This is a genomic window from Camelimonas fluminis, from assembly GCF_014656355.1.
Lineage (GTDB): Bacteria > Pseudomonadota > Alphaproteobacteria > Rhizobiales > Beijerinckiaceae > Camelimonas > Camelimonas fluminis.
Map to the genome: position 1 here is coordinate 20,040 of NZ_BNCG01000003.1, position 18,648 is coordinate 38,687.

The following is an 18,648-nucleotide window of genomic DNA, read 5'->3' on the forward strand; positions in this document are numbered from 1 at the left end:
TTTGGAATGTTTCCAATTCATATTGCGAAATCTGGGCGCCGTAAAGACATATCGCAGCTTTCCCGCAAAATGCCGGCGTCGCTGGCCTGCCCCGCGCTGATGGCGCTTGGCGAGCGGGCCATCCATGCCAATAATGCCGCCACAAAACAGGAGGACGCCCGATGGCGCACACCACACCGCGCACCTGGCTGATTACAGGCTGCTCCACAGGCTTTGGCAAAATTCTCGCCCAGGCGGCGCTCGACCGCGGCGACAATGTGGTCGCCACGGCGCGCAGGCCGGAGACGCTGGCGGACCTGAAACCAGCGGCGGACGGCAAGCTGGAGATCGCCAGACTTGACGTCACCCAACCGGGAGAAGCGGCGGCCGCTGCGGCGCTGGCGGAACAGCGCTTCGGGCGCCTCGACATCCTGGTGAACAACGCCGGCTATGGTTTTGTCGGCGCGGTGGAGGAAGGCGAGCCGGAAGAATACCGGCCGATGTTTGAAACCAACGTTTTCGGCCTTATCGAGACCACCCGGGCCGCCCTGCCGGCGCTGCGCCGCTCGCGCGGCGGCCGCATCATCAACCTGTCCTCCATCGCCGGCATCGCCGGCCGGGCCGGGTTTGGCTACTACAACGCCAGCAAATTCGCGGTGGAGGGACTTTCCGAAGCCCTGGCGCAGGAGGTGGCGCCGTTCGGGATCAGGGTGATCATCGTCGAGCCAGGTCCGTTCCGCACGGAGTTTCTGGGCCGCTCGATCAACGCCGCCAGCAACGAAATGCCGGCCTACGCCGAAACCTCCGGCGTCACCCGCCGCTATGCTGCGGAGAACGACGGCTTGCAGGGCGGCGACCCACACAAGGCCATCGCCGTCATCCTCAAGGCGACCGACTCCGATACCCCGCCCCTGCACCTGGTGCTGGGCGACGAGGCCTATCCCCGCGTCCGCGCCAAACTCAAGGCCTTCGAGGCAGATCTGGCGGCCTGGGAGCCGCTGGGCGGCGCAGCCACGCGCTTCGACTGAGCCGCGCGTCAAGGCCGGACGGGCAGAGACAGCCGGCGCCGTGAGGGCCGGCCGGTTGGCCGCCCTGGCGGCGGCCTTCCGGACGCCCGGTCAGCAATGCTTAACCTGAACCGTTATTTACCATGCCGCGTTAACCTGCTGGCGAGAACGCCGCGCGATGCTTCCGCAGGAAAGACAGGGGGCCTTTCCGCTGTAACCTGAAGCCGGGACATGCTCCCGGCGCGCGGGTGGCGGCGGTTCCATACGCAAGGGTGGAGCCACTTTTGCCGGAATGCAGGAATGACGGGCATGATCAGGCAGGAACTGCGGGATTTCGTTGACGACGTGCTGGACGCCGGCCGGGTGAGCGAACAGGACGTCCTGCGACTTGCCGGGGAAATCCTGGCTGGCGATGTGGCGCGCCGCGCCGAGGTCGACGCCCTGGCGGCGCTCGACCGGCTGATCGGCGACCGGCACCCGGCCTGGGACGACACATTCGTCGATCTGGCCGTGGCCCATGTCGTGGCGGGGGCTGCGGCATCCGGCCAGGTGGAGCGCGACGTGGTCAACTGGCTGATCACCACCCTCGACGCCGCCGGCGCCATGACCGACAACGGCCTGCGCATCGCCATCGAGGTGACCCGCGCCGCCAATCACGTCGACCAGACGTTGATGACTTTCGTGCTGCAAACCATGCAGGCGCGACGGCCGTCCGTGGGTTTCGATGCAGGCGTCGTCGCCTCCGCTCCCCCGGCGCATGCGTCCGGCCGCGAGACAGGCCGGGAGATGGGCGGCGCGGCGCTGGGGCGGCGCGCGCCAGACAGCGGCCAGGCTCTCGAGGCTGCCGCCTGAGCGCAGGCAGCCGCGCAGCGGCTGGCTCACGCCCGTCCCTGCCATGACATTTGGGAATCCGGAAGCCTTTGGGGATCCTGAAAACCGGGGCGAAACGGCGGCCGCTTCGCCCCGGTTTCGATATTACTTCTTCAACGGTCCAACCATGTCCCCGGCGCGGACCCAGCGGTTGAACTCCTCATCGGTCACATAACCCAGTTGCAGGGCGGCGGCGCGCAGGGAGAGGCCTTCGCGATGCGCGGCAAGCGCAATTTCCGCTGATTTTTCATAGCCAATATGCGGGTTGAGCGCCGTCACCAGCATCAGCGAATTGTCGAGGTTCTCGTTGATGCGGTCGATATTGGGCTCGATGCCGACGGCGCAGTGATCTGTGAAGGCGTTGCAGGCGTCGGCGAGCAGCAGCGCCGACTCCAGCAGGTTGTGCAGCATCACCGGCTTGTAGACGTTGAGCTGGAAATTGCCCTGGGAGCCGGCGAAGGCGACGGCGTGATCGTTGCCGAACACCTGCACGCACACCATGGTGAGCGCCTCGCACTGGGTCGGATTGATCTTGCCCGGCATGATCGACGAACCAGGCTCGTTCTCCGGAATGCGCAGTTCGGCGAAGCCGGCGCGCGGGCCGCAGGCGTAGAAGCGCACGTCGTTGGCGATCTTCAACAACGCCCCCGCGAGGGCGCGCACGGCGCCGCTGGCCACCACCATCTCGTCATGCGCCGACAAAGCGGCGAATTTGTTGACCGCGGAGACAAAGGGGAAGCCGGTTTCGCGGGCAATGTTGGTCGCGGTCAGATCGCCGAAGCGCGGATCGGCGTTGAGGCCGGTGCCGACCGCCGTGCCGCCAATCGCCAGATTGAACAGGCCCTCCATGCCGGCGCGCACGGCGGCGAGGCCGTGGTCGAGCTGGGCGACCCAGCCGGAGATCAACTGCCCCAGGGTCAACGGCGTGGCGTCCTGAAGATGGGTGCGGCCGATCATGACAATGTCGGCGTATTGCGCCTGCTTGTCGGCCAGCACATCGCGCAGACGCCGGGCCGCCGGCAGCAGGGCGTGGGCGATCCCCTCGACCGCCGCCACATACATCACCGTGGGGAACGTGTCGTTGGACGACTGGGAATGATTGACGTCATCGTTGGGATTGACCGGCTTCTTTGAGCCAACGACGCCGCCGGCCAGCTGGATGGCGCGGTTGGCGATCACCTCATTGGCGTTCATGTTGGTCTGGGTGCCGGAGCCGGTCTGCCAGACGACGAGCGGAAATTCATCGTCCAGCTTGCCGTCGATGACCTCCTGGGCGGCCTGGACGATCAGCTTCACCTTGTCGGCGGGCAGTTCGCCCAGTTCGCCGTTGGCCTCGGCGGCGGCCTTCTTGAGAATGCCCAGCGCCCGGATTACCGGCCGGCCCCAGCGGAACCGGTCGACGCCGATGGGGAAATTGCCGATGGAGCGCTGGGTCTGCGCCCCCCAGAGCCGGTCAGCCGGCACATCGACCGGACCCATGGCGTCTTTTTCCCTCCGGGTGTTCATGTGTTCACCGCTCATGACACTCTCCATTCACTTCAGCGCCATGTATCCACGACGCGCACCCTGCCGGAGCAATACAAATTCTGGCGCATATAGTTCACGATGACGCCAGAACACAACCTGTAAATCCATCAAACAACATAATAATTTGCCTATAATTTTCATTTTATTTTTAATAATTCAAATCAATACCGGAACGTCCATGACGCCCTGACGCCATTCGTTCTTCCAGACGCCAGAGCCGCTCATACATCCAGCGACATGCCGCATCCTGCCGGCCGTTCGCGTCCATTTCCTGACGCCAGCGCGTCGCCTGCGCCGGAAAATGCTCTATGATGTCCGCAACGAAAACATATCCCGGAGCAAACGCCTTGCAATCCAGCGCAACCAATCGCGAAGTCCGCCTGGCCTCCCGCCCGGTCGGCATGCCGACCCCGGATGATTTCACTCTGGCTGAAACGCCGCTGCGCCAGCCGGCGGACGGCGAACTGCTGGTGCGCAATTTGTGGATGTCGGTCGACCCTTACATGCGCGGCCAGATGGTCGACCAGAAGAGCTATGTGACGCCGTTCCAGGTGGGCGAGGCGCTGTATGGGCGGGCCGTCGGCGTGGTGGTGGAATCGCGTCACAGCGATTTCGCGCCCGGCGATCATGTGTTCCACATGCTGGGATGGCGCGAATACGCCACGGGCTCCTGGGAAGGCTTCGAGAAGGTCGACGTCGACCAGGCGCCGGCGCAGGCCTATCTCGGCGTGCTCGGCGCGCCGGGGCTCACCGCCTACACCGGGCTGTTTCGCATCGCCGAACTGAAGGATGGCGACAGCGTCTTCGTGTCCGCCGCCGCCGGAGCGGTCGGCTCGGTGGCCTGCCAGCTGGCCAGGGCGCATGGCTGTCGCGTGGTCGCCTCGGCCGGGACCGATGAAAAATGCGCATGGCTGCGCGATGTGGCTGGCGTTGACGCGACGATCAACTACCGCACCTGTGGCGATCTCAATGCGGCGCTGGCCGCTGCGGCGCCGGAGGGCGTCGACGTCTATTTCGACAATGTCGGTGGCGGTCATCTCGAAGCCGCCCTCAACCAGATGAAGGTTTTTGGCCGCATCGCCCTGTGCGGCATGATTGGCGGTTACAATGATCTGGCGCCGGCGCCCGGCCCCAACAATCTGATGCTCGCGATCAGCCGCAGCCTGAAGCTGCAGGGCTTCGTGGTGCGTCATCACATGGACCTGCGCCCCCGCTTCCGCGAGGAAACCAGCGCGTTGATCCGCGCCGGGAAAATGCACGTGCAGGAAACTGTCGAACACGGCATCGAAAACGCCGCCGCCGCCTTCATGAAACTGTTTACCGGCGACAACACCGGCAAGATGCTGGTGAAGCTCGCCTGACAGCGGCGACAGGCGCGCGCAGGGGCCGTGCCGGACACGCGCCAGGACAGACGCGAGCGGACCGTGGCGCCGCGACCGCGTCCTGGCGAAACCTCAACACAAGGTCGCAGGCCATCCACCGCCAGCGCCGCGTCTTTCCCCGTTCTTTATAATCATTACAAAAGATAAGATTTTACAACAGGTTGACGCCCCTCGCCTGAGGGGCCACAACGCGATCATGTGAAAGATCGCCAGCGCGCTCCGCCAGAGCATTTTCGGTGAACGCCGGTTCACGCAAAATGCTCCTCTTCTTCAATGTGGCGCATTTTCTTCACGAAAAGTGGGGCCCACTTTTCTCGAAAATGCGCCAGCGCCGCCTGAACCAGCCGAAGCCTGATTTGCCCATTCCACCCGACATCGTTTGCCTGGATGATTATGAGCGCCACGCCCGCGCGCTGTTGCCGGCGGACATTCAGGCCTACATCGGCGGCGGCGCGGCGGATATGACGACCCTGCGCGATAACCGGGACGCCTTCGCCCGACTGCGCCTGCTGCCGCGCGTCCTGGGGAATCTGCGCGACGCCAGCGCCGCGGCCAGCCTGTTCGGCCTGACGCTGGAGACGCCAGTGATCGCCGCGCCGATGGCCTGGCAGAAGCTGGTTCATCCGGAAGGCGAATTCGCCATGGCCACCGGCGCCGCCGCGGCGGGCGCTGGCTGCATCGCCAGTTGCCAGGCCAGCGTCGACATGACGGAGCTGGCCCGCAACTCCCCGGCTCCCCTGTGGTTTCAGCTTTACCTCCAGCCCCGGCGCGACGACACGCTTGCCCTTGTCCAGCGGGCTGGGGACGCAGGCTACCGCGCCCTTGTCGTGACGGTGGACGCCCCGGTGAACGGCGTGCGCAACGCCGAACAGCGCGCCGGCTTCCACCTGCCGGCGCATGTCCGGTCGGTCAACCTCGCCGGCTTCGCCCAGGCCGCGGCGACGCGGGCCGGGCCGGCGCGCAGCCCGGTGTTTCGGGGCCTGGTCGACGCCGCCCCCAGCTGGGACGACATCGTCTGGCTGCGGGAGCAGACGCGGCTGCCGCTGCTGCTCAAGGGCGTCACGCATCCCGACGACGCCGGGCGGGCGCTCGACCTCGGCGTCGACGGCCTCATCGTGTCCAACCATGGCGGGCGCGTGCTCGATGGCGTCCCGGCGGCCATCGACCTGCTGCCGGCCGTGGCGCGCCGCGTCGATGGCCGGATTCCGGTGCTGATGGATGGCGGCGTGCGGCGTGGAACCGACGTGCTGAAGGCCCTGGCGCTCGGGGCCCGCGCCGTGCTGGTCGGCCGGCCGCTGTACTGGGCGCTGGCCACGGCCGGCGCCGCCGGCGTCGCCCATGCGCTGGCGATCCTGGCGACCGAGCTGGAGGCGGCGATGGCGCTGACCGGCCGGCCGGCGCTCGCAGCGATCGACGCATCCGTTCTGGCGCGCCCGCATGGGCAAGGCGCCGCGACTTTTCTTCCGGAGACGGGCTCGCCCGGCGCCGGGAGCAGACTGGACCTTGAACCCAGGGAGCACTGACGTGAACACGTCCCGTAACATCTCGCGCAAGGCCTTTTGCGGCCTGCTGTTCGGCCTCGCCGCTTTTGCCGCCGCCCCGCTCGCCGCCGCGCCGGTGACGGTAAAGCATGCCTCCGGCGAAACCACGCTGAAGGATACGCCGAAGAAGATCGTCGTGTTCGATCTGGCCTCGCTCGACAATCTCGACGCCCTCGGCGTCCCGGTGGCCGGCGTTCCGTCCGGCGTCAAGCCGGCCTGGCTACAGAAATACAACGACGACAAGGTGACGAAGGTCGGCACGCTGTTCGAGCCCAACCTCGAAGCGCTGGGCGCGCTGCAACCGGACCTGATCATCGTGGGCGGCCGTTCGCAGGCCAAATACGCCGAATTGTCGAAGCTGGCCCCGACCATCGACATGACCATCGACGCAAAGGCGCCGTTCGCCAGCGCCCGCGCGCATATCGAACTGCTTGGCAAGACCTTCGGCAAGGAAGACCCGGCGAAGAAGCTCGTCGCCGATCTCGACGCCGGCGTGGCGCAACTGAAGGAAAAGGCGCAGGCGGCTGGCAAGGGCCTGCTGATCCTCACCGTGGCCAACCGCATGAGCGCCTATGGCCCGGGCTCGCGTTTCGGCGTCATTCACGAGGCCTTCGGCGTCACCCCCGCCGTGCCGGACCTGAAGATCGGCACGCACGGCCAGCCGGTGACCTTCGAGTTCATCCAGAAAACCAACCCTGACTGGCTGTTCGTCATCGACCGCGACGCCGCTCTCGGCAAGACGGGGGCCGCCCGCAAGATGCTGGAGAACGACCTGGTCGGCCAGACCACCGCCTGGAAGAAGAACCAGGTGGTCTACCTCGATCCGGCCAACTGGTATCTGGTCGGCGGCGGCGCGACGGCGCTGAAGCAGGACATCGACCAGCTGAACAAGGCGTTCGGCGGCAAATAAGCGGCCTCAGGCCAGCGGCGGCGAGGACCGGCGGCGTGAAGGCGTTTCAGGCGCCGAAAAGGTTCTGACGCGGGGCGGCCGCCGGAGCAAAACGCCCCAAACCAGTATGGTCGGGCTTGTCCCGGCCATCCACGCAGCCCACCCATCCGGAAGGACCCGGGCCAGGTCTCACGTCAGAAGACGTGGATGGGCATGACGCCGGTGAAGGCGGCGCGGAGGCGGGAATGAACCAGACCAACAACATGTCATCCGCGCCGGGCAGGCGACCCGTCCCGATGTCTCACCCTTCATTCCGCGTGGCGCCAGGCCACAAACCGCGTTGCCCGCAGTCATGACCAGGACCGCGGCGGCCCTGGCCGTTTTCATTCTTCTGGCTGTTGCGAGCCTGTTCGCCGGCGTCAGCGACCTGACGCCCGGCGCCGTGCTGGCGGGCGATCCGGCGGCGATCAACCTGCTGCTGACCAGCCGGGCGCCGCGCACCATCGCCGTGGTGCTGGCCGGCGGTTCGGTGGCCATCGCCGGGCTGATCATGCAGATGCTGGCGCGCAACCGTTTCGCCGAACCCTCCACCTCCGGCACGGTGGACGCCGCCAGTCTCGGCATGCTGTGCGCCACGCTGCTGCTGCCGGACATGCCGGTGATCGTGAAGATGATGGTGGCGGCGGCGTTCGCCCTGGCCGGCGCCGGGCTGTTCATGGGCGTGCTGGCGCGGATTCCCCTGTCGTCGCCGCTGGTGACGCCGCTGGTCGGCCTGATGCTTGGCAATGTCATTGGCGCTGCGACCAGCTTCATCGCCTACCGTTACGACCTGCTGCAATCGCTCGCCGCCTGGTCGAACGGCGATTTCTCCACCATCCTGCGCGGCCGCTACGAACTGCTGTGGGTCGCCTTCGCCCTGGCGGCGCTGGCGTGGTTCACCGCCGACCGGCTGACCGTGGCCGGGCTTGGACGCGACTTCAGCGTCAATCTGGGGCTGAACTACCGCCGCGTGCTGCTGTTTGGCCTCAGCATTGTCGCCATGGTCACCGCCATGGTGGTGACCACCGTCGGCATGATCCCGTTCCTTGGCCTGGTGGCGCCCAATCTCGCCAGCCTGGCCCTCGGCGACAACATGCGGCGCGCCATTCCGCTCACCGCCCTGCTCGGCGCCGGGCTGGCGCTGGCCTGCGACCTGCTCGGGCGGCTGGTCAACTATCCGTTCGAGATCCCGATCGGCACGATGATGGGCGTCATCGGCAGCATGCTGTTCCTGTATCTCCTGCTGGGGAAGCGCTTCCGTGCCGGCTGATCTCACCGCCTCCCCAGGCTCCGGTCGCAGCGGCGGCCTGATTCTGCTGACCCTGCTGGCGATTGCATTGTTCGCCTGCGCGGCCTTCATGACCGTGGGCGTCACGGGCGGCTGGGCCTTCGTGCTGCAACTGCGGGCGGTCAAGCTGGCGGCGCTGTTGCTGGTCGGCTGCGCCATCGCCCTGGCCACCGTGTTGTTCCAGACCGTGTCCGCCAACCGCATCCTGACGCCGTCGATCATGGGCTTCGACGCGCTCTATATCCTCATCCAGACGGCGGCGGTGTTCGCCATCGGCGCCAGCGGCCTCAATCTCGTCGACAAGCGTCTGCTGTTTCTTGGCCAGGCGGCGCTGATGACCGCCTTCGCCGCCCTGCTCTATCGCTGGCTGTTCACCGGGGCCGTGCGCAGCCTGCACCTGCTGCTGCTCGCCGGCGTGGTGCTGGGCATGCTGTTCCGCAGCGTCGCCAACGTCCTGCAACGGATGATCGACCCGAACGAGTTCGTGGTGCTGCAGGATCGCTTCTTCGCCAGCTTCAACACGGTCGACACGACGCTGCTTGGGGTGGCGACGGTGATCATCGCCATCGCCGCCATCGCCATCTGGCGCATGCGGGCGACGCTGGACGTGCTGGGGCTCGGCCGCGACGCCGCCATTGCGCTTGGCGTGGCCTACAAACGCACGACCATGACCGCGCTGTTGCTGGTGGCCGTGCTGACCAGCACGTCGACGGCGCTGGTCGGGCCGGTCGCCTTCTTCGGCCTGCTGGTGGCCAACATGGCCTACGCCCTGATCCCGTCGCACCGGCACGCGCTGACGCTGCCGGCGGCGGCGCTGATCGCCGTCATCTGCCTGGTGGGCGGCCAGACGGTGCTGGAGCGGGTTTTCGCCTTCAACACCGCCCTGGCGATCATCGTCGAGTTTCTGGGCGGCATCGTATTCCTGTTCATGCTGGTGCGGGGAGCCGTCAGGTGATCGAGATCCGCGACGTCCGGAAATCCTACGGAGACACCGCCGTGGTGCAGGGGGTCAACCTGACCCTGCCGCGCGGCGGCGTCACCGCCATCATCGGCCCCAACGGCGCCGGCAAATCCACCCTGCTGACCATGATCGGCCGGCTGCTGCCGATGAGCGGCGGCCAGATTCTCGTCGACGGCATCGACGTGGCCCACGCCGCCAGCCATGCGCTGGCCCGACGCCTGTCCATCCTGCGCCAGGACAATCACATCGCCGCCAGGCTGACGGTGCGCGACCTGGTGGCCTTTGGCCGTTATCCCCATTCGCACGGACGGCTGACCCGGGAGGATGGCGTTCACGTCGCCCGCGCGCTGGATTTCCTCGGCCTGACCCATCTGGCCGACCGCTTTCTCGACGAGTTATCCGGCGGCCAGCGCCAGCGCGCCCATGTGGCGATGGTGGTCTGCCAGGACACCGACTACATCCTGCTCGACGAGCCGCTGAACAATCTCGACATGAAACACGCCGTCGGCATGATGCAGTTGATGCGGCGCATGGCCGACGATCTCGGCAAGACCATCGTCGTGGTGCTGCACGACATCAATTTCGCCTCGTGCTACGCCGACCATATCGTCGCCATGCGCGATGGCCGGGTGATCCGCGAAGGCGCGCCGGCGGCGATCATGACCGCCGACGCCATGCGGGCGATCTATGACATCGACATGCACATCGAAAAGATCGGCGGCGACCGTATCGGCGTGTTCTACCGGCAGCCCGCGAGGGACTGAGCGGCGCTACGCCCCCACCCGCGCCAGCGCCGCGCGGCCCAAAGCGTCGAGGCGCGGATCGGCGTGGCCGGCCAACGCCTCGCCAAACATCCGCCAGAAGCCCGGAAAGCCAGCCGCCATCGCCCGGTCAAACCAGGGCAGCGCCGCCGCCGTATCGCCGGCGTCGGCCAGCAGCCGCCCGAGATTGAAGGCGCCCCAGCAATCGCCGCCTTTCGCCGCCGCCTGGTAGAGCGCGCGGGCGGCGGCCGGGTCCGGCGGGGCGAAGCGGCCGTCTTCCTGAAACAGCCCCAGCATGTTCAGCGCCTTGGCGTTGCCGCGTCGCGCCGATTCCGCATAGAGGTCGAACGCCGCCGCGTCGTCGCGGGCGACGCCGGCGCCGCGCATGTACAGGTCGCCAAGATTGAACATCGCCCAGGCGTCGCCCATGGCCGCGGCGCGGCGGTACCACTCCGCCGCCTGCGCCGGGCTGGCGGCGACGCCCCAGCCGTGTTCGAGACAGCGGCCGACCATGTTGAGGGCGCGGGCGTCGCCGCCGCGCGCTGCGGCGCGGAACCATTCCAGCGCCGCCGCGAACTCGCCGCGATCCAGCGCCGTCTGGCCCAGCGCCAGTTGCACGTCAACGGTCTTCTCCACCCGTCCGGCGCGCCGTCGCGCATCGTCTGGCGGCGCGCCTTTCTGGATCGGCGCACTGTCTTCACGCAAAGCGGGGGCCGCCTGATGTGAAGACAGTGCTTTCGGGTCGTCGGTCACAGGTCGGCCCAGCGCCGCAGCAGATTGTGGTAATGGTTGACGAGGCCAAGCACGACCTGGCTGTCGTCGCCCAGCTGCTGGCGCGCGCCCATCACCGCCAGGTCCAGATCATAGAGCATGGCCCGCTCCGTATCGTCGCGCACCATGGACTGGGCCCAGAAGAACGAGGCCCAGCGGCTGCCGCGCGTCACCGGCATCACCCGATGCAGGCTGGAGGCGGGATAAACCACCATGTGCCCGGCCGGCAGCTTCACCGAATGGGTTCCGAACGTGTCCTCGACCACCAGTTCGCCGCCGTCATAGTCGTCAGGATCGGACAGGAAGATGGTGGTGGAGACATCGGCGCGCAGGCGCGACCCATCCGGCAGCATGCGGATGGAATTGTCGACATGGGCGCCAAAGGTCATGCCGACGTCGTAGCGGTTGAACATCGGCGGCAGCACCCGCAGCGGCAAAGCGGCGGCGGTATAGACGGCGTTGCGGGCCAGCGCCCGCAGCACCAGATCGCCAAGCTGGCGCGCCTCCGGGCTGTCGACCGGGATCTGCAGATTGTTCTTGGCGCGGGCCGCCTGGTCGCCCGCCGTGACGCGGCCATCCACCCATTGGGACTGCTCCAGCGTCTGGCGACAGCGCTGCACCTCTTCCGGAGTCAGCACATCGGGAACCTGAACCAGCATGTCGAACCCTCCCGGCGCGCTGATCCTGCGCCCCGTTGCAAAGGAAACGCCCGGGCCTTGCGGCCCGGGCGCGGGCGTATCGGGCCGGCGCGCTGGCGCGTTTTCCGGCGGAGCGGATGCCGCTTCGCATGGGGAAAACGCGTCCATCCAGACCTTTGGAGCAAAATCCGCTTCAGTATGAACGGATTTTGCTCTGGTCCCGCCATGATCAGAACGAGTTGAACGTCGCGGCCACGTTGAGCAGCACCGTGCGGCCGGAAGCCGGAACAGCGCGGGAGGCGTTGAAGGCCGAAACGTAATTGCGATGGTCGGTCAGGTTATAAAGGTTCACCGAGACGCGGAAGTTCTCGTACTTCCAGGCCACCATGGCGTCGAGCGAGAAGGTCTCCGGCATGCGGCCGACGTTGAGCGTGTCCGCCCAGTAGGCCGAGGCGTACTGCATGCCGCCGCCCAGGGTGATGACGCCCGGAAGCTTCGTCACGTCCGTGGTCAGGTCATAGCTGGTCCACAGGGTGAAGTTGTTGTGGGGAACGGACGGAGCAAGATTGCCCACGGTGCCGGTCTTCGTGCGGGTCACCTTGCCGTCGAGATAGGCGTAGGACGCGGTCAGGCTCCAGTTGTCGGTCAGCTTGCCGCTGGCGCCCAGCTCGAAGCCGCGGATGCGACGGCCCTCGCCGTTGTCGCTGAACCCGGTGATAACCTCGCCGGTCGTCGGGTCGACGGAGTAGGAGTTCTTCTTGTCGATGTTGAAGGCGGCGGCGGTCAGGCCCAGCTTGCCGTCGAGCAGGTCGACCTTGGCGCCGACCTCAAAGGTGTCCGAACGCTCCGGCTGCAGGTTATTGGCTCCCGGGACCTCCGTCGCCACGCCGCCGACGGCCACGGCGATGTCGGCGCCCACCGGACGGTAGGAGCGCGAGAACGAAGCGTAGAACGTGGTGTTCTTGAAGGGTTCCCAGATGGCCGCGATCGACGGGCTGGTCTTGTAGGAATCCTGGGCGCCGCCGAAGGTGAAGGGCACGTTGCGGAATTCGGAGCGGAAGTAGTCCCAGCGCACGGCGCCCTGCAGCGAGAACTGCTCGGTCAGCCAGATGCGATCGCTGGCGAACAGCCCGATGTCGCTCGAATTGGCGAAGCGACGGGTCGCGCCATACGTGGCGTAGGCCGCCGGATAGGCGAAGCGCGGGCTGATGATGGTCTGGTCGTTGATGCGACCGGTCCACACGCCGTTGTTGCGTTCGTCGTCCTGATAATTGGCGTCGACGCCGACGATCAGCTTGTGGCGGAAGCCAAGCAGATTGACGTCTGCCTTCGCGGTCAGCACGTCCTGAATGGCCCAGCCGTTCTGAAGGTAAGTCATGCCGCCGCCGGCGCCATACGGCAGAAGATAGTTCTTGCCGGAGAAAATGGCCTTGGCGCAGGCGCCGGAACATGCCGCGGGGTTGGTGCCGGAGAAGTCGCGGTCAAAGAACGTGGCGCGCGCATCATTGCTGATGGTCAGCCAGTCATTGACCTTGTGCGAGAAGCTCGCGGTGACGGCATGGATGTTGCCCTGGTCACGATCCGTGCTGCGCACATAGGACTGGCCGCGGCCGATGCCCGGAATGTTGTATTCGGTGATGGGACGGAACAGGCCGTCCGCGCCCTGCAACATGCCAACGCCATAATCCGGCACATTGTCATTGTGCTGGTAGCGGTAGTTCAGGCGGAACTGGGTGTCGGTGCCGAGCCCGGTGGCGAAATCAAGCGCGAAGCCGGTGCGGCGCTGCTTGACCTGATCGCGGTCAGCCACGTCCTGATGGTGATAGACGCCGTTCAGCCGGATGGCGGTGGTGTCGTTGATCTTGTAGTTGCCGTCGACCTGGGTGCGCGACACCAGGCCGGAGCCGACGCCCTGCTCGACCGTGAAGAAGTTGCTGAGCTTCGCCTTCTTGCTGGTCTGGTTGATGACGCCGCCCTGGCTGCCGATGCCGAAAGCCTCGCCGGACGGCCCCTTGATGACCTGCACGCTTTCGGTGTCGAAGGCGTCGCGGACATAGGCGCCGAAGTCGCGCAGACCATCCACATAGATGTCGCCCTTGGCGGAAAGGCCGCGAATGCGGAACTGGTCGCCGCTCTGGCCGCCGTTGCCCTCGCCGCTCGACAGGGTGATGCCCGGGACGTTCTTCAGCGCCTGCTCCAGGGTGGTGACCTGCTGCTGCTGCATCAGCTGCTGCGTCACCACGTTCACCGTCTTGGGCGTCTCACGCACGGTCGCCGGCAGGCGGGCGATGCCGGTGGTGGCCTCGTTGGTGTTGCCGCTGCCCTGGCCAGCGCCAGTCACGGTGATGGTGTCGAGCGCGATATTGCCAGCGGCGTCGCCAGCCGGGGCGTTGCTGGCGGCGGATTGCGCGGCGGCGCCGGTCGACAGGCCGGAAACCGAGGCGACAAAACCCGTCGTCAGCGCCAGGCCAGACATCAATGGCCGCAGTGATGTGGAGGCGCGCTCCGGCGTCATGTCCATGCTCCCAGAATTAAATAAGGTGCAAATGCGAATACTTGTGAGGAACGGCGGGGCGTTCGCTTCGCATGGCTCTTAGTCAAAGGTCGCAAAGGCTGGCAAACGCTATCTTTAAGAACAATTCCAGACAGAGCCTGCCGATCTGCCGCATATGGGAGGCCTTGCCGGAAACGGCGCGCGGATCCGCCGTGCGAACCCAGTGCATAATCACTCCAGACTACCCGGTAAGCTTCGCCCCTTCAGGGCGTTATCCTGACCAGGGGCGAGGCGTTCGACCGGACATGCGGGCATGCGCCGGCAAATTTGTGCCAAAATCGCAACAATGGTCGGATTTTGAAGATTTTGCGACGCTCCTGCGTTCCTTCCCGCCGGCCGGAGCCACCTGGTCGCCGCCTCCAGGTTCCCTTGGGGAAGGAAACGCATTTCCTGGCCCGCCCCATGTTCATGGCTGTCGCCGGCGCAACTCGCATGGCTATTGTCGCTGGACGTCCGCGGGACGGCCGGGCCGTCCCTGCGGAACCCGGTTGAGGCAGATCCAGAGGCAGGCCAGGATCGCATGGCATGACAGCAGCAGCAGCGGACATGGATTCTTCCGTCGGCCCATCCGGCGCCATCATGGTGCTTCTTGTGGAAGACGACGCCCCGACGCGCGAGCGGCTGCGCGACGTGCTGGCTGGCGAACCCGGCTTCACCGTCCGCGAAGCGGGGACCCTGGCGGAGGCCCGCGCGGTGCTTGGCCAGACCGCGCCCGACGTCCTGCTCACCGACCTGCAACTGCCGGACGGTCATGGCGTCGACCTGATCCGCGAAACGCGCGCGCGCCTTCCTGGAACGGAAATCATGGTGATTTCGATACTGGGCGATGAGGAAAGCGTCATCGCCGCCATCAGCGTCGGCGCCACGGGCTATCTGTTGAAAGACGCGTTTCCAACCGACATCGCGGCCACCGTTCGCGACCTGGTGGCGGGGCATTCGCCGATATCCGCCTCCATCGCCCGCTTCATCGTCCGCCGGGCGCAGCGGGAGCCGGACGCGGCCGTGCGACCGCAACTGAACACGGCGCGGCTGACCCCGCGCGAGATTGACATCCTGTGGGGCATCGCCAAAGGCTTCAGCTATGCTGATATCGCCGCGCATCTGGGCCTGTCGCGCCAGACCGTGCCGGGGCATATCAAGAGCATTTACCGCAAGCTTGAGGTCAACACCCGGGGCGAAGCCGTGTTCGAAGCCGTGCAACAGGGACTGATCAAACTTTGAGCGCAGGGGCGCAGCCCACCGGCGCTGGCGCGACGTCGCTTTCCGCCCGTTGGCCGCGCAGCCGTTTCGCGCTCCTGCATCTGTCGCTCCAGGCGACGTTTGTCGTTCTGTGCCTGTTCGCCATCAATGTCTCGCTCCCGACCCCGGACCGCAGCCATGCCGTGCAGGAGGCGACGGTGGCCGGCCCCAACGGCGCCGCGCCGGTCAGGCTGCCCACGACATTCCCCGGTCCCACGCCGCGTCTCATCAATCTGGCGCTCAGCTTCACCGCCCCGGAAAAGCTGACGGAAGAGTGGTCCGTCATGACGCCGCGCTTCACCAATGCGGCGCAAATCCTCGTCAATGGCGTGGTGGTGCTCGACACCCGGCGCAAGGCGAGCAACAACCGGCCCGATCGCAACGCCGCCGACATCGCCGTCATTCCCGCGCAACTGTTGCGCCCGGGCGTCAACGAACTCGGCGTGCGCCTGCATGTCTGGGGACCGCTGAGCGGCTTTCTCGACACGTTGTACGTGGGTCCCGACAGCGCCCTGCGCGACGCCTACGACTGGCGCGTCCTGTTGTTCAGCACCCTGCCCGTGGTTTTCTCGTCCTGGCAGGTCATCCTCGCCATGGTGCTCGGCATCATGTGGTTCAAACGCCGGCAGGAGACCGCTTATGGCGTGCTGGCGGCGGCCATGGCGCTGGGTGCGCTGCACACCTTCCTCATTCCGCCGGAACAACCGTCGTGGCTTGCCGGGGTCCGCGCCGCCGCCATCGGCTCCGCGCCGCTGGAAAGCAGCCTGGTGCTGGTCTTCTGCATGCTGTTCCTGGGGCGGCGGCTGACGCCGCTGTTCACGGTTCTGGCGCTGGCGCCGGGCGCCATCATCGTCATCACCGGGCTGGCGGGCGGACCGGAGATGGTGCGCCTGGCGTTCGTCTGGCTTGGCCTGCCCGCCATCGCCCTCAGCCTGGGCGGCGTCGTGTGGCTGACCCATGCGGCGGCGCTGTCACGACGCGACCTGATCAGCGTATTGCTCGCCAGCGCCGCCACGGTGCTGATGACCTGCCTGATCCGCGACGTGCTGACCATCGTCGGCGCCTTGCCGGACCAGCGTATTTTTGTCACCCGCATGGCCTACGCCGCGATGATGACGATGATCGGCGCATGCCTGACGTGGCGATTCGCCAGCGCCCTGAATGAGGTCGACAGTTTCGCCGGGCGGCTGGTGACCCAGGTGCGGGAAGCCGAAGACAAGCTGCGCGCCAGTTTCGCGCGGGAAGAACAGCGCAAGCACGCCGCCGCCCTCGCCAGCGAGCGGACGCGGCTCACCCGCGATCTGCATGACGGGCTGGGCGGACAACTGGTCAGCATCGTCGCGCTCGCCGAGCGCAACGGCGCCCACGGCGCACAGATTGGCGAGGCCGCCCGCAGCGCCCTGCGCGATCTTCGCCTGGTGATAGACGCCATGGACGACATCGATGGCGACCTGATGCTGGCGCTCGGCGCATGGCGCGAACGCACGGCGGCCCGCCTGCGGCCACATGACATCCGCCTTGACTGGCGACCGCTGTCGCCTGGCGGGCTGCCGGTGCATCAGGAGTTGCGGCCCTGGCATGTCATCCAGTTGCTCCGGCTGCTCGATGAGGCGGTGACCAACACGGTGAAGCACGCCAACGCCAGCAGCATCACGGTGAGCTTCGGATCATTCCGCGACCAGGGCGGCGCGGCGCGCGGCCGCATCATCATCGCCGATGATGGTCATGGCTTTTCTGGCCAGGCAACGCCGCAGGGGCGCGGGCTCGACAACATGCGGCGACGGGCGGCGCGCTGTGGCGTCGCCTACAGTCTCGACAGCGAACCCGACGGGGTCCGCATTACCCTGGATCTGCCGGAGCGTTTTCCGGAAACGGACAACGCCGCCTGAGACCGGACAGGCGTCAACGCCTGCCCGGATGCTTCAGACCGGCTTTCAGAACTGGCCGACGCGATCAACGGGGCCGCCGCGATTGGTCGGCGTTCCCATCGGCGCGCGGCGGGCGGGGCCAACCGGCCGGGGCGCGACAACGCGGGCGGGCGGAGCGACGACAACCGGACGTGGGGCCACGACTACCGGACGCGGCGCGACCACCACCGGCGCCGGGCGCGCGACGCAGCCCCTGGGCACGCCCACGGTCTTGCAATAGACAACGGCGGCGGCCGGCGTGGCGGCAAAAACGCTGGCGCCCAGCAGCGCCGCGCCCACCACCTGCAGATAATGCTTCGAGTTCATGCTTCCATCTCCGGAATTCGTGCGGCCCCGGATCGCCGCGCCAGAGCGCGGGCGGCCGTGAGACCCGGCAACCTGCCCGTGCATCGACACGGCGCTTCTCCTGACAGGAGCATCTGGCGGCGGGCCGGGGTATCCCATGAAGATGGGCGCCATCCCGGCCCGGTCCCATGAACATGGCATAGGCCGGTCCGCTGCGTTCCCGCAGTTTCCCCGCGTTGGGAGGCCCGGCGTGGGCGCGGTCAGGCCATCGCGCCGCTCGACCGTTCCGCGCCACGAACATCCGGCGACGCGGCCACGCGCGCCGGCAACCCGCCGCCCGGCGGCGCATGGCGCCAGCGTCCGCAATGGCGCGCCAGAGATCGGGAACGCTCAAAATGAAAAAGGCTCTTTTCCTCGCCGTCGTGCTCGCCGCCGCCAGCAATGGCGCCGTCATGGCGGAAGACGCCCGCACCGCCTGCCGCGCCGATGCGCAGAAGCTGTGCGCCTCAGCCATTGGCAACCGCGACCAGGTCGCCTCCTGCCTGAAGACCAACAAGGACAAGCTCAGCGATGGCTGCAAGCAGGCGCTCGCCGCGCGCTGACCGGAGCCAGACAAGCCGGCAAGGCTCCGCCGGAGCGCTGCGCCAGAAACCTCGCGGGCCAAATCCCGTTCGGCGGGAGCACTCCGCCGCCTGGCCCGACGCGGTTGTTGATGAGAAGCAGCGTCCATTTACCTCGCGGACGCCCTGCGGACGCCTGGCCGCGGTACGCGCGCCGCCGCGGTCAGAACTGGCCAGGTCAATGGGCTGGCGCGAGACAAAGCCCCCCGCCGTTTTCCGCTTTGGAACCCTGCCTGGCGGCGCCGGACATCGACATGGACCCTGTTGTGGCGTCAGACGGCGCGCATTGGCGGCCTCAAAACGCCCGACCACCCCGTCTCTCTCCGCCATTGGCGACGCGCTTCTGCCCGCGCCACGCCAAGAGGGTTG

General features: G+C 67.0%; 17 protein-coding genes. 11 read left to right on the top strand and 6 right to left on the bottom strand.

The features are described from left to right. Window positions 1-161 precede the first annotated feature (161 nt). Entirely contained in the window at window positions 162-1,007 is an 846-nt protein-coding gene (locus IE243_RS05410; protein ID WP_191318341.1) for an oxidoreductase, read from the top strand. Window positions 1,008-1,295: 288 nt separating this feature from the next. After that, a complete protein-coding gene (locus IE243_RS05415) occupies window positions 1,296-1,838 on the top strand; it encodes a hypothetical protein (protein WP_191318342.1) in 543 nt (180 codons plus the stop codon). 123 nt (window positions 1,839-1,961) lie between these two features. Here IE243_RS05415 and fumC read toward each other — a convergent pair whose 3' ends face one another. Next, window positions 1,962-3,377: a class II fumarate hydratase gene (fumC, locus tag IE243_RS05420; RefSeq protein ID WP_210319802.1), complete on the bottom strand. Its 1,416-nt coding sequence runs from the start codon at window positions 3,375-3,377 to the stop codon at window positions 1,962-1,964. A gap of 154 nt (window positions 3,378-3,531) precedes the next feature. Beyond that, window positions 3,532-3,750, bottom strand: a complete 219-nt coding sequence (locus IE243_RS05425) for a hypothetical protein (RefSeq protein ID WP_191318676.1) — start codon at window positions 3,748-3,750, stop codon at window positions 3,532-3,534. Between IE243_RS05425 and IE243_RS05430 the strand changes: the two genes are divergently transcribed. The 6 genes from IE243_RS05430 to IE243_RS05455 all read left to right on the top strand — a co-directional run bounded on the left by IE243_RS05430 (window position 3,731) and on the right by IE243_RS05455 (window position 10,247). Continuing rightward, window positions 3,731-4,744: an NADP-dependent oxidoreductase gene (locus tag IE243_RS05430; RefSeq protein ID WP_244642808.1), complete on the top strand. Its 1,014-nt coding sequence runs from the start codon at window positions 3,731-3,733 to the stop codon at window positions 4,742-4,744. The two genes, IE243_RS05425 and IE243_RS05430, sit on opposite strands and share 20 nt — an antisense overlap. 377 nt (window positions 4,745-5,121) lie before the next feature. Then, window positions 5,122-6,288, top strand: a complete 1,167-nt coding sequence (locus IE243_RS05435; protein ID WP_244642810.1) for an alpha-hydroxy acid oxidase — start codon at window positions 5,122-5,124, stop codon at window positions 6,286-6,288. 1 nt (window position 6,289) lies between these two features. Next, window positions 6,290-7,216 carry a siderophore ABC transporter substrate-binding protein gene (locus tag IE243_RS05440; RefSeq protein WP_373301573.1) on the top strand — a complete coding sequence of 309 codons (927 nt, stop codon included), beginning with the start codon at window positions 6,290-6,292 and terminating at the stop codon, window positions 7,214-7,216. 331 nt (window positions 7,217-7,547) lie between these two features. Next, entirely contained in the window at window positions 7,548-8,504 is a 957-nt protein-coding gene (locus tag IE243_RS05445) for an ABC transporter permease (RefSeq protein ID WP_191318345.1), read from the top strand. After that, window positions 8,494-9,477 carry an iron chelate uptake ABC transporter family permease subunit gene (locus IE243_RS05450; protein ID WP_373301574.1) on the top strand — a complete coding sequence of 328 codons (984 nt, stop codon included), beginning with the start codon at window positions 8,494-8,496 and terminating at the stop codon, window positions 9,475-9,477. The genes IE243_RS05445 and IE243_RS05450 overlap by 11 nt, the downstream gene beginning before the upstream one ends. Then, window positions 9,474-10,247 carry an iron ABC transporter ATP-binding protein gene (locus tag IE243_RS05455; RefSeq protein WP_191318346.1) on the top strand — a complete coding sequence of 258 codons (774 nt, stop codon included), beginning with the start codon at window positions 9,474-9,476 and terminating at the stop codon, window positions 10,245-10,247. The genes IE243_RS05450 and IE243_RS05455 overlap by 4 nt, the downstream gene beginning before the upstream one ends. 6 nt (window positions 10,248-10,253) lie before the next feature. On the opposite strand, the gene IE243_RS05460 is transcribed toward IE243_RS05455, so the two are convergent. The 3 genes from IE243_RS05460 to IE243_RS05470 form a co-directional block, all read right to left on the bottom strand. Further along, window positions 10,254-10,949, bottom strand: coding sequence for a tetratricopeptide repeat protein (locus tag IE243_RS05460; protein WP_210319803.1), 696 nt, complete (start codon window positions 10,947-10,949; stop codon window positions 10,254-10,256). Between the two features lie 44 nt (window positions 10,950-10,993). Next, a complete protein-coding gene (locus IE243_RS05465; RefSeq protein ID WP_191318347.1) occupies window positions 10,994-11,674 on the bottom strand; it encodes a Fe2+-dependent dioxygenase in 681 nt (226 codons plus the stop codon). Window positions 11,675-11,882: 208 nt separating this feature from the next. Then, the gene (locus tag IE243_RS05470) at window positions 11,883-14,168 is read right to left on the bottom strand and encodes a TonB-dependent receptor (RefSeq protein ID WP_191318348.1); all 2,286 of its coding nucleotides are present in this window, start codon (window positions 14,166-14,168) and stop codon (window positions 11,883-11,885) included. A 564-nt stretch (window positions 14,169-14,732) separates the two neighbouring features. On the opposite strand from IE243_RS05470, the gene IE243_RS05475 reads away from it, so the two are divergent. After that, the gene (locus tag IE243_RS05475; protein WP_244642812.1) at window positions 14,733-15,428 is read left to right on the top strand and encodes a response regulator; all 696 of its coding nucleotides are present in this window, start codon (window positions 14,733-14,735) and stop codon (window positions 15,426-15,428) included. Continuing rightward, window positions 15,425-17,335, top strand: a complete 1,911-nt coding sequence (locus tag IE243_RS05480; protein WP_191318349.1) for a sensor histidine kinase — start codon at window positions 15,425-15,427, stop codon at window positions 17,333-17,335. Before IE243_RS05475 ends, IE243_RS05480 begins: the two co-directional genes overlap by 4 nt. A gap of 45 nt (window positions 17,336-17,380) precedes the next feature. Here IE243_RS05480 and IE243_RS05485 read toward each other — a convergent pair whose 3' ends face one another. Then, complete coding sequence (locus tag IE243_RS05485) at window positions 17,381-17,680, bottom strand: hypothetical protein (protein WP_191318350.1); 300 nt, start codon at window positions 17,678-17,680, stop codon at window positions 17,381-17,383. Window positions 17,681-18,054: 374 nt separating this feature from the next. Here IE243_RS05485 and IE243_RS05490 point away from each other — a divergent pair, with 374 nt between their 5' ends. Then, window positions 18,055-18,261, top strand: coding sequence for a hypothetical protein (locus IE243_RS05490; RefSeq protein ID WP_191318351.1), 207 nt, complete (start codon window positions 18,055-18,057; stop codon window positions 18,259-18,261). The last annotated feature ends 387 nt before the right edge of the window (window positions 18,262-18,648 follow it).

Bases quoted from the DNA above. Each gene is read 5' to 3' on its own strand.
- IE243_RS05410 (WP_191318341.1), top strand. From the start codon at position 162: ATGGCGCACACCACACCGCGCACCTGGCTGATTACAGGCTGCTCCACA.
- IE243_RS05445 (WP_191318345.1), top strand. From the start codon at position 7,548: ATGACCAGGACCGCGGCGGCCCTGGCCGTTTTCATTCTTCTGGCTGTT.
- IE243_RS05485 (WP_191318350.1), bottom strand. From the start codon at position 17,680: ATGAACTCGAAGCATTATCTGCAGGTGGTGGGCGCGGCGCTGCTGGGC.
- IE243_RS05490 (WP_191318351.1), top strand. From the start codon at position 18,055: ATGAAAAAGGCTCTTTTCCTCGCCGTCGTGCTCGCCGCCGCCAGCAAT.
- IE243_RS05470 (WP_191318348.1), bottom strand. From the start codon at position 14,168: ATGACGCCGGAGCGCGCCTCCACATCACTGCGGCCATTGATGTCTGGC.
- IE243_RS05475 (WP_244642812.1), top strand. From the start codon at position 14,733: ATGACAGCAGCAGCAGCGGACATGGATTCTTCCGTCGGCCCATCCGGC.
- IE243_RS05415 (WP_191318342.1), top strand. From the start codon at position 1,296: ATGATCAGGCAGGAACTGCGGGATTTCGTTGACGACGTGCTGGACGCC.
- fumC (WP_210319802.1), bottom strand. From the start codon at position 3,377: ATGAGCGGTGAACACATGAACACCCGGAGGGAAAAAGACGCCATGGGT.
- IE243_RS05465 (WP_191318347.1), bottom strand. From the start codon at position 11,674: ATGCTGGTTCAGGTTCCCGATGTGCTGACTCCGGAAGAGGTGCAGCGC.